Here is a 9485-nt window from a genome sequence, read left to right as displayed (position 1 = left end):
CATGGCCCTGATGTCGCCGGCGACGCTCGAGGAGCACGTGGACCGGCACACGGAGAGCTTGAAGGCCTTGATGACCGGGAAGTGGCGGCGCAGGGCCTCGGCCCACTCGGGGGGCTCGTCGCCGTGGAGCTGCACGACCTGCAGGCGGGCGGTGCGCATGGCCTCGAGCACCGCCTCAGGGGGCGCGCCCTGGAACACCCCCACGCGGGCGACGAAGGGGCCCAGCGCCCGGCTGATGGGGGCGTAGTGCTCGGGCGGGCGGTAGCGCCTGGACGAAGGCGCCAGGATGAAGCCCACGGCCCAGGCCCCCAGGCGCTCGGCCAGGAGGGCGTCCTCGAGGCGGGTGACCCCGCAGATCTTGGCCTTGACCACGCCCCCAGTGTAGCGGCTAAAGACGCCCCCTCCCCCGCCCGGGACGCCGGCAACCGCCCTGCCCAAGGTAAAATCGGGCCATCCGCGTTGAGGAGAGCCCATGGTCCAGCACGCCCACATCGACCGCAGCAAAGTCCGAGCCCTGATGGAGCGCGAGAAGGCCCTCTTCGCCGAGCGCCACCCCCAGTCCCGGCAGCTCCACCGGCGCAGCCAGGAGTCCCTGCTGGCCGGGGTCCCCATGCACTGGATGACCCGCTGGCCCGGCGGCTTCCCGCTCTTCGTGGCCGAGGCCAGGGGGGCCACCTTCCGCGACGTGGACGGGCTGGAGTACATAGACCTCTGCCTGGGCGACACCGGCGCCATGACCGGGCACTCCCCGCCCGCCGTGCTGCCCAAGGTCACCGAGCAGCTCGCCAAGGGCATCACCACCATGCTGCCCGGCGAGAACGCCTTCTGGGTGGCCGAGGAGTTGCAGCGCCGCTTCGGCCTGAAGTACTGGCAGTTCGCCCTCAGCGCCACCGACGCCAACCGCTTCGCGCTGCGGCTGGCCCGCGCCGTCACCGCTCGCCCCAAGGTGCTGGTGTTCAACGGCTGCTACCACGGCACCGTGGACGAGGCCTACGTGAGCCTGGTGGGCGGCGAGGCCAAGAGCCGCCCCGGCAACATCGGGCCGCAGATCGACCCCACCCTCACCTCCAAGGTCGTCGAGTGGAACGACCTGGAGGCCCTCGAGGCCGCCTTGGCCCCCGGCGACGTGGCCGCGGTGCTGGCCGAGCCGGTGATGACCAACGTGGGCATCGTCCACCCCGAGCCGGGCTACCACCAGGCCCTGCGCGAGCTGACCCGCGACTACGGCACCCTGCTGATCCTCGACGAGACCCACACCCTCTCGGCCGGGCCCGGGGGCTACACCCGCAAGCACGGCCTCGAGCCCGACGTGCTCACCGTGGGCAAGCCGCTGGCGAGCGGCATCCCCGCCGCCGCCTACGGCTTCACCGAGGAGCTCGGGCGCCGGGCCCACGCCGTCATCCAGCCCCCCTACGCCGACACCGGCGGCATCGGCGGCACCCTGGCCGCCAACGCGCTCTCGCTGGCGGCGATGCGGGCCACCCTCGAGCACGTCCTCACCGAGGAGGCCTACGAGCGCATGATCGCGCTGGCCGAGCGGCTGGAGTGGGGCGTGAAGGGCGTCATCGCCAAGTACAAGCTCCCCTGGCACGTCACCCGCGTGGGCTGCCGCGTCGAGTACCTCTTCCGCCCCAACCCCGCCAAGAACGGCTCCGAGGCCCTGGCCGGCCAGGACCCCGACCTCGACCCCTTCATCCACCTCTACATGCTCAACCGCGGCGTCCTGCTCACCCCCTTCCACAACATGGCCCTGATGTCGCCGGCGACGCTCGAGGAGCACGTGGACCGGCACACGGAGGTCTTCACGCAGGCGGTGAAGGAGTTGTTGTAGGGGCGGTCAGCGCGAGGCGTGTGACCCGTGGCTTGTCGAGGGTCGAGGCGTCTTGCGTTTGGCGTCTTGCGTCTTGCGTACGACGTACGACCCGCGTCTTGCGTCTTGCGTTTGGCTATTGACCCTCGACTTGTATACTGTATACACTTATGTCCAACCTCGAGGCCGAAGTGGTCGTCTGCGGGGCCGGGATCGCCGGGATCGCCGTGGCTTACGAACTGGCGGTGAAGCGCGGGGTGAAGGGCGTGGTGCTGCTCGAGCAGGACGCCCCGCTCTCGCTCACGAGCGACAAGTCCACCGAGTGCTACCGCAACTGGTGGCCCGTGAAGCCGCCGGAGCGGCCCGGCGATGCCGGTACTCATGGACCCGACGGGGCCATGATCTCCCTGATGAACCGCAGCATCGAGCGGCTCGAGCAGATCGCCCGGGAGAGCGACAACCGCATCGGGCTGGGCCGGCGGGGTTACCTCTACGCCACCGCCGAGGCGGGCAAGGTGCCGGTGCTGCTCGAGGCCGCCGAGAACGCCGCGCGGATGGGGGCGGGGCCGCTTCGACTCCACGACGGGAATGGGGAAAGCTACGTCCCCGCACCCGCTCACGGCTTCGAGGGCCAGCCGGACGGGGCCGACCTCATCACCGGCAAAGCCCTGATCCGGCGGCACTTCCCCTACCTGGCCGAGGACACCGTGGCCGTGCTGCACGCGCGGCGGGCCGGGTGGTTCTCGGCGCAGCAACTGGGGATGTGGATGCTCGAGCAGGCCCGCGCCCACGGGGTGCGGCTGGTGCGGGGCCGGGTGACGGGGGTCCAGACCACGGCGGGGCGGGTGAGCGCGGTGGAGGCGCGGCGCGAGGACGGCTCGGCCTTCATCGTCCGGACCCCCTGCTTCGTCAACGCGGCGGGGCCCATGCAGAAGGCCGTAGGGCGGATGCTGGGGGTCGAGATCCCGGTCTTCGCCGAGCTCCACCTGAAGATGAGCTTCCCCGAGCACCTGGGGGTGGTGCCCCGCGAGGCCCCCATGCTCATCTGGGCCGACGAGGTGCGGCTGCCCTGGAGCCCGGAGGAACGGGAGATGCTCGCCGAGGAGCCCTCGACGCGCTGGCTGCTCGAGCCCTTCCCCCCCGGCGTCCACTGCCGCCCCGACGGGCACGGCGAGAGCAACACCCTGATCGTGCTCTACAACTACCACCTACAGCCGCTCGAGCCCCGCTTCCCCCTGCCCGCCGACCCCCACTACGCCGACGTCGCCCTGCGCGGCATGGCCCGGATGATCCCCGGCCTGGGGCGCTACTTCGAGAAGGCCCCCAAGCCCTGGATCGACGGGGGCTACTACGTCAAGACCCGCGAGAACCGCCCGCTGATCGGGCCGCTGGGGGTGGAAGGGGCTTACCTGGTGGGGGCGCTCTCCGGCTTCGGCGTGATGGCGGCCTGCGCGGCGGGCGAGCTGCTGGCGGCGCACATCCTGGGCGACCCGCTGCCCGAGTACGCCCCGGCCTTCCGCCTCGAGCGCTACCAGGACCCCGAGTACCTGCAGGCGCTCGAGCGCTTCGGGGACGGGGCCCAGCTTTAGGGCTTGCAATATACGTATACATATATTACCCTGTGGCTAAGCCCACAGGAGGAGACCGTGATGCCCAACAAGACCATTTACGTTTCCGAAGCCGACCTTCCCGTCTTCGAGCGGGCCCAGGAACTCGCCGGAGGCAACCTCTCGTCCACGATCGCCAACGCGCTGCGGCGCTTCGTTCAGGAACACGAGCCCGACGAGCGCGGCTTCCGCGACGTCGAGGTGAAGGTGGGCAAGATCGCCCACGTCCAGAAGCGCTTCAAGGGGCGGCTGCTGGTGAAAGGGCGGCTGTCGGAGCGCAGGGCGCCGCTGAAGGAGTACGAGGTCTACGAGACCGCCAAGGGGCGGGTGGCGGTGTACACCTGCCAGACGTACCACGGCGAGCTCGGGCACCTGATCCAGGACTGCCGCCTCGAGGTCTACGAGAGCATCGAGGACTTAGTAGGACAAGTCCCCGAGGAGCTCTACCTCGCCGCCCGCCAGATGCTCTCGGGCAACCCGGTCGAAGAGCTGGACATCTAGCCGAGAAAGCGACTTCAGGCTTTCGCGGGACGGGCCCGGAGGGGCTCGAGGGGGTGGTGTCGTGTTCCGGATCTGGGAGTTCGAGCAGGTTGCCAAGGCACGGGTGAAGGCTTTGCAGGCCGAGGCCGAGGTCGTGCGCCTGCTGCCGCGCAAGTCCCTGCGCCGCCGCCTGGCCGAACGGCTGGTCGGGCTGGCGAGGCGGCTCGACAGCCAGGTGCCCCTCTCCCCGGAGGTCGCCCGGGGTTGAAGCAGCGCCCGGATGGGGTAGGCTTGGCGGGATCGCGTATGGAGACCACCGCTTTCCAAGACGCCATGGGCGGCAACCACTGCTGGGGCTGCGGCAAGGACAACCCCAAGGGCCTGCAGATCAAGAGCTACTGGGAGGGCGAGGAGGCCGTGTGCACCTTCCACCCGCGCCCCGAGCACATGGCCGGGCCCACCCACATCCTCAACGGCGGCATCATCGCCACCCTCCTCGACTGCCATACCGTCTGCACCGCGATGGCCGCGCTCTACCGGGCCGAGGGGCGCGAGATCGGCGAGGGGCCCGTCATCTGGTGCGCCACCGCCAAGCTCGAGGTGACCTACCTGCGCCCCACCCCCATCGACCGGCCCGTACACCTGCGGGCCAGGGTCGAGGAGATCGCCGGGCGCAAGGTGCGGGTGAGCTGCACGCTGTACTCGGAGGGGCTCGAGTGCGCCCGGGCCGACGTGCTGGCGGTGCGGGTGCCGGAGGAGTGGCGCACGGGGCCGGGGCGGTAGTCGATGGTCGATAGCCGATAGCCGGGCGCGGGGGCGGGTCGTACGTCTGAGGCGGGTCGTACGTCGTACGTCCTACGCCGTACGCAATACGCCTAACGTCGAACGCCGAACGCGAGACGCAAGACGCCCTGGCCCTCGGCCTTCGACAAACCACGAGCCACTAGCCCTCCCTAACCCCCGGCGTCCCTCCTGAACTCACTGGCGCTCGCCCAGCGTCACCTCGAGCTCGAGGGGCTGCCCGCCGCGCCACAGCTTGAGCCGGGCCTGGGTGCCTGCGGGGAGGTCGGCTAGGATGCCCAGGAGTTCCTCGAGCCGCCCCAGCGCTTTGCCGTCCAGCGCCAGCAGCACGTCGCCCACCAGCAGCCCGGCCCGCTCGGCGGGGCCGCCGGGCTCCACCGAGACCAGGAGCAGCCCCACGCTCTGCCCGGCGCCCTCCGGCAGGCGCACCGGCTGGGCGCCCACGCCCAGGTAGCCCCGGCGTGCGGTGCCGTGCTTCTGCAGGCGCTCGGTTATCCGGCGCAGGGTGGGCAGGGTGAGGGTGAGGGCCAGGCCGCGGCGCAGGGCCTGGGTGTTGAGCCCGACGAAGCGGCCTTCGGCGTCGAGCAGCGGGCCGCCGGAGAAGCCGGGGTAGAGCGAGACGTCGGGCTGGACGTAGCGCTCGAGCCTCCCCCCCGCCGGCGTGCGCCACTCCCCGGCCACGTTGCCCAGGATGCCCAGGCTGGCCCGCAGGTGCTTGCCCGGCCAACCCAGCGCCAGCACCACCTGCCCCACCCTGAGCCCCTCGGGCTCGGCCCACTCGGGCACGGCGAGGCCCGTGGCCTCGAGCTTGAGCAGGGCCAGGTCGGTGCCGGGGTCGCGCCCCACCACGGCGGCCTCGAGCGTCTGCCCGCCCGGCAGCGTCACCTCCACGTCGGAGCGCCGCAGGGCGTGCGCGGCGGTGACCACCAGCCCGTCCGACGACCACACCACACCGGTCGAGCCCGTCCAGCGCCCCGCGTCCACCCGCACCACCGACTTCCCCGCGCCTTCGACCGACGAAGCCAGGGCGTTGGAGAGTTCGAGAATCGGATTGCTCATACCCCAGAGCCTAGGCCCCAGCCCATAGCACCGCATCCGCCGCTCGAGCAGCGCCAGCCTAGCCATTCGGCCAGGAACGAGCCATCAGCTATCAGCCCTCAGCCGTCAGCGAAAGGCTCGTGGTTTGTCGAGGGCCGAGGGCCAGGGCGTCTTGCGTTTTGCGTCTTGCGTCTGGCGTTTTGCGTCTTGCGTCTGGCGTTTTGCGTCTTGCGTCTGGCGTTTTGCGTTTTGCGTCTTGCGTACGACGTAGGACGTACGACGTACGACCGGCGTTCGGCGTTCGGCTATCAGCTATCGACTATCTACAACATCACCAGCCCCAACCGCGCCGCCCGCACCACGGCTTCCGTGCGGCTCTGCACGCCGAGCTTGCCCAGGATCGAGGCCACGTGGAACTTGGCGGTGTGCTCGCTGAACTCCAGCCGCCGCGCGATGGCCTTGTTGGAAAGGCCCGCCGCCAGCAGGCGCAGCACCTCGAGCTCGCGCTCGGTCAGGGGCTCGAGCGGGGGTTCGGCCTCGCCCTCGGGGTCTCGGGGTCCGGGGCGCAGGGGCTCGGCCAGGTCCGGGGCCAGCACCACCAGGCCCTGGGCCAGCGCCCGCAGGGCCGCCGAGAGCGCCTCCGGCTCGCTGTCGCGCCACAGCACGCCCCGCGCCCCGGCCGCCAGCCAGGCGGCGGCCTGCGCCTCGTGCCCGACCAGGGCCAGCACGGGGGGCTCGAGGGCTTCCAGGTCGGGGCGGCTCTCCCCCGCCTCCCACAGCACCGCGTCGGGCGCGTAGGCCTGCCAACCGTCGGGGCCGCCGAGCTGGCCCACCACCTCGAGCCCGGCCTCCCCGCGTAGGGCCGCCGCCAGGCCGGCCCGGGCCCAGGGGTCCTCGCTGAGGATGAGCACACGGGTCTCCAAGCTGACGCTAACGCTAGCCTAATCCCGCACCGCTCCAGGGTGAGAACGCTCACGCTGGCTCCCCGACAGGCCTCCTGCCGGCGAAAGCGGCAGCGACCCTGAGCCTGAGCTAAAGCCCGGCTTGAGGCAAAGCCCGTGGGTACTCAAAAAGAATCCTGCTTTCATGGGAGCGGGAGGAAAATTATGAGCAGCCCATTTCGTTCCATCGTGGTGACTACGGCCCTGACGGGATTGCTGGCGGCCTGCGGCGGGCAACAGCCCCCGCACAACGGCAAGCCCATGACTCCCGAAGCCGCCAAGGCTGCCGCCACCGTCGCCCTGCGCGACCTCTCGCTGGGCAGCAGCCTGGTGCGCGGCCCCAGCGGCATCGTGCCGCAGAGCGCGGCCAAGGCCGGCCTCAACGCCCGGGTGCTGGGCGGGCTCGAGGGGCTGGGCATCCCCATGCGGCAGGCGCTCGAGGCCGGCTGTGAGGTCAAGGTCGAGCCGCTGCCCTTCACCGACAAGGACGCCGACCTCGTGCCCGCCGGCGCCACGCTCAAGGTGGACTGCGCCCTCGACCACAACGGCTACAGCTACGCCTTCAAGGGCACGCTGCGGGTGGAGGACAACGACGACAACTTCAAGGACAGCGGCTTCCGCCTGAGCTTCCAGGGCTTCTCCGACAAGGCCACCAAGGGCGACTACTCCGTCGAGCGCAGCTTCGACGGCAGCTTCGCCCTCGACTCCAAGGACCCCGCCCTCTACAAGCTCGACAAGAACTACGTCCTCACCTCCAAACAGACCAAGGCGGGCCAGACCAACACCCTGGGCGCCACCTTCGACACCACCGAGACCTACGCCCCCGACGACCCCAGCAAGCCCGTCCTGGCCGGCGACTTCGCCGTGGACAAGGACAAGCCCGGCACCCTGACGGTGCAGAAGAACTCCGACGTCTACAACTGGAACTGGTACACCGACCCCACCCTCCACTACACCCTGAGCTGCGCCGCCGTCACCGGCGAGGGCGTGTGGATCCCCTTCGACGAGGGCGCCGTGGTCTACACCTACAGCGACTCCAAGGGCCAGAGCGCCAACCTGCGCCTGGAGTTCACCGGCTGCGGCAGCTACACGCTGACCCTCGACGGGAAGGTGATCAACTAGAAATTGTCGATAGCTGATAACTGATAGCTAGCAGCCCCTCGCTCGCGAGGGGCTGCTTCAAGTGAACCTCTCCTGCGGGAAAGGGGCTGGGTGAGGATGGGAGTGCGTCTTGCGTCTTGCGTACGACGTACGACGTAGGACGTACGACCGGCGTTAGACGTTGGGCGTTCGACGCCCGGCTATCGGCGATCCACTACCGGCGTCAGACCGTCCCCAGCTTCGCCGCCGTCTCGAGGTCCATCTCTTCCTCGGGCTCGTCCACCTCGATGCGGCGCTGGAGGAGCTCCTGGCCGCCCTCGAGGCGGCGGATCTCCTCGATGAACTGCTCGGGGGAGGCGAACTCGCGGTAGACCGAGGCGAAGCGGATGTAGGCCACGGGGTCGAGCTCGCGCAGGAAGGCTAGGGCGCGCAGCCCGATCTCCTCGGAGGTGATCTCCATCTCCTTCACCGTGTCCTCGAAGCCGAAGGCGAACTTGTAGAGCACCTCGGGCTCGAGCTTGCGCTTCTGGGTGGCGAGGGTGAGGCCGCGCAGCAGCTTGTTGGGGTCGAAGGGCTCGCGCCGCCCCGAGCGCTTGATGACCATGAGGGGTTCGGCGTTGGCGCGCTCGTAGGTGGTGAAGCGCCGCTTGCAGCCCGGGCACTCGCGCCGCCGCCGGATGACCGAGCCCTCGTCGGAAGGCCGCGAGTCGAGCACGCGGGTGTCGGGATGGGCGCAGTAAGGGCAATTCACGGGCAACCCCTAGGCCAAAACCGTGTTCCGGCCATCTCTGCGTCCAGCATACGGTGTAGGGCGGCCTTCACAGCAACCTGGGTGACTAAGGCAATTCGCGCAGCAGGTCGTAGAGCTCGGGCGGCTGGGGCGGGTCGGGGAGCAGCACCTCCATCAACTGCCCGCGGATGCCCTCCGAGACCATCGAGCCCAGCCCGATGGTGCCGCGCACGAGGGCCTGGTCGTACTCCTCGCTCGAGGGGTCGCGGCTGGGCACCACCCCGTTGACCCGCACGTTGGAGGGGAAGATGCGCGTGGCCCCCTCGATGAGCCCGGTCACCGCCCCCCGGATGGCGGCCACGTGCGGCTGCTCGCGGTGCAAAGGCGGCAGCACGATGGTCACGAAGCCCCCGCCCGAGAGGTAGCGCAGGCCCTGCTGCAGCACGTAGAGGCTCGACTTCACGTCGGCGTTGAGGAGGTCGTACCACTCGCCCTCGAGCAGCTCCACGAAGGCCGTCTTGCTCTCGGCGCTCGTCACGTGCACGATGCCGTCGAGCATCCCGAACAGCTCCTCGATCTTCTCGAAGGTGGTCATCACGTCGAGCACCACCGACATGTCGCCGCGGATGGGGATGGCCGTAGCCCCCAGCGCCTCGACCTCCGAGGCGACCCCGGTCGCCAGCTCCACGTCGGGGTCTACGGTGACCACGGTCGCCCCGTTGCGCCCGTACGCATGGGCGATGGAGCGGCCGTAGCCCCGCCCCGCCCCCGTGACCATCACGATGCGTCCCGACAAGCCCAGGAGGTCTCGAGGTGGCGTCGCGCTCATCCCAACGAGTTTACCGTGTAAGGGGCTACAAGGTAATGGTGTGGGGGTCGCGGGGTAGGCAGCCGTCAGCTAAAGGCTTGTGGCCCGCGGCTCGTGGCGAAAGGCACCCCTCCCCTTCCCTCCCCGCCGGCGGGGAGGGGTTATCCCC

The 9485-nt window shown here is 70.1% G+C and carries 11 protein-coding genes; 6 read left to right on the top strand and 5 right to left on the bottom strand.

The genetic code is table 11. The annotated features are described in order from the left end of the window. A partial coding sequence (locus tag Mterra_RS15765) for a phosphoribosylanthranilate isomerase (RefSeq protein ID WP_147372847.1) occupies positions 1 to 372 on the bottom strand: 372 nt, incomplete at its 3' end. 100 nt (positions 373 to 472) lie between these two features. Here Mterra_RS15765 and Mterra_RS15760 point away from each other — a divergent pair. The 5 genes from Mterra_RS15760 to Mterra_RS15740 all read left to right on the top strand — a co-directional run bounded on the left by Mterra_RS15760 (position 473) and on the right by Mterra_RS15740 (position 4680). Beyond that, positions 473 to 1831 (top strand): aspartate aminotransferase family protein, encoded by a 1359-nt coding sequence (locus Mterra_RS15760; protein ID WP_119316038.1) that lies wholly within the window; start codon positions 473 to 475, stop codon positions 1829 to 1831. Between the two features lie 149 nt (positions 1832 to 1980). Then, on the top strand, positions 1981 to 3399 hold the full coding sequence (locus Mterra_RS15755; protein ID WP_119316037.1) for an NAD(P)/FAD-dependent oxidoreductase: 1419 nt from the start codon (positions 1981 to 1983) through the stop codon (positions 3397 to 3399). A 60-nt stretch (positions 3400 to 3459) separates the two neighbouring features. Next, positions 3460 to 3918, top strand: coding sequence for an EXLDI protein (locus tag Mterra_RS15750; RefSeq protein WP_119316036.1), 459 nt, complete (start codon positions 3460 to 3462; stop codon positions 3916 to 3918). Between the two features lie 61 nt (positions 3919 to 3979). Next, the gene (locus Mterra_RS15745; RefSeq protein ID WP_119316035.1) at positions 3980 to 4165 is read left to right on the top strand and encodes a hypothetical protein; all 186 of its coding nucleotides are present in this window, start codon (positions 3980 to 3982) and stop codon (positions 4163 to 4165) included. Between the two features lie 38 nt (positions 4166 to 4203). After that, positions 4204 to 4680: a PaaI family thioesterase gene (locus Mterra_RS15740; protein WP_027891996.1), complete on the top strand. Its 477-nt coding sequence runs from the start codon at positions 4204 to 4206 to the stop codon at positions 4678 to 4680. Between the two features lie 195 nt (positions 4681 to 4875). Here Mterra_RS15740 and Mterra_RS15735 read toward each other — a convergent pair whose 3' ends face one another. After that, positions 4876 to 5757: a S1C family serine protease gene (locus tag Mterra_RS15735; RefSeq protein WP_119316034.1), complete on the bottom strand. Its 882-nt coding sequence runs from the start codon at positions 5755 to 5757 to the stop codon at positions 4876 to 4878. A gap of 302 nt (positions 5758 to 6059) precedes the next feature. After that, a complete protein-coding gene (locus Mterra_RS15730; RefSeq protein WP_218022949.1) occupies positions 6060 to 6647 on the bottom strand; it encodes a helix-turn-helix transcriptional regulator in 588 nt (195 codons plus the stop codon). Between the two features lie 195 nt (positions 6648 to 6842). Here Mterra_RS15730 and Mterra_RS15725 point away from each other — a divergent pair, with 195 nt between their 5' ends. Continuing rightward, positions 6843 to 7799: a hypothetical protein gene (locus Mterra_RS15725; protein WP_147372846.1), complete on the top strand. Its 957-nt coding sequence runs from the start codon at positions 6843 to 6845 to the stop codon at positions 7797 to 7799. 202 nt (positions 7800 to 8001) lie between these two features. Here the strand turns inward: Mterra_RS15725 and nrdR are convergent, their stop codons facing one another. Both nrdR and Mterra_RS15715 read right to left on the bottom strand, forming a co-directional pair. Then, positions 8002 to 8529 carry a transcriptional regulator NrdR gene (gene nrdR, locus Mterra_RS15720; RefSeq protein WP_027891992.1) on the bottom strand — a complete coding sequence of 176 codons (528 nt, stop codon included), beginning with the start codon at positions 8527 to 8529 and terminating at the stop codon, positions 8002 to 8004. A gap of 85 nt (positions 8530 to 8614) precedes the next feature. Beyond that, the gene (locus Mterra_RS15715) at positions 8615 to 9337 is read right to left on the bottom strand and encodes an SDR family NAD(P)-dependent oxidoreductase (RefSeq protein ID WP_027891991.1); all 723 of its coding nucleotides are present in this window, start codon (positions 9335 to 9337) and stop codon (positions 8615 to 8617) included. Positions 9338 to 9485 lie beyond the last annotated feature (148 nt).

This window comes from Calidithermus terrae (assembly GCF_003574345.1).
Taxonomy (GTDB): Bacteria; Deinococcota; Deinococci; order Deinococcales; family Thermaceae; genus Calidithermus; species Calidithermus chliarophilus.
The sequence above is the reverse complement of the archived record's forward strand: the minus strand, read 5'-3'. Positions and strand labels throughout refer to the sequence as shown.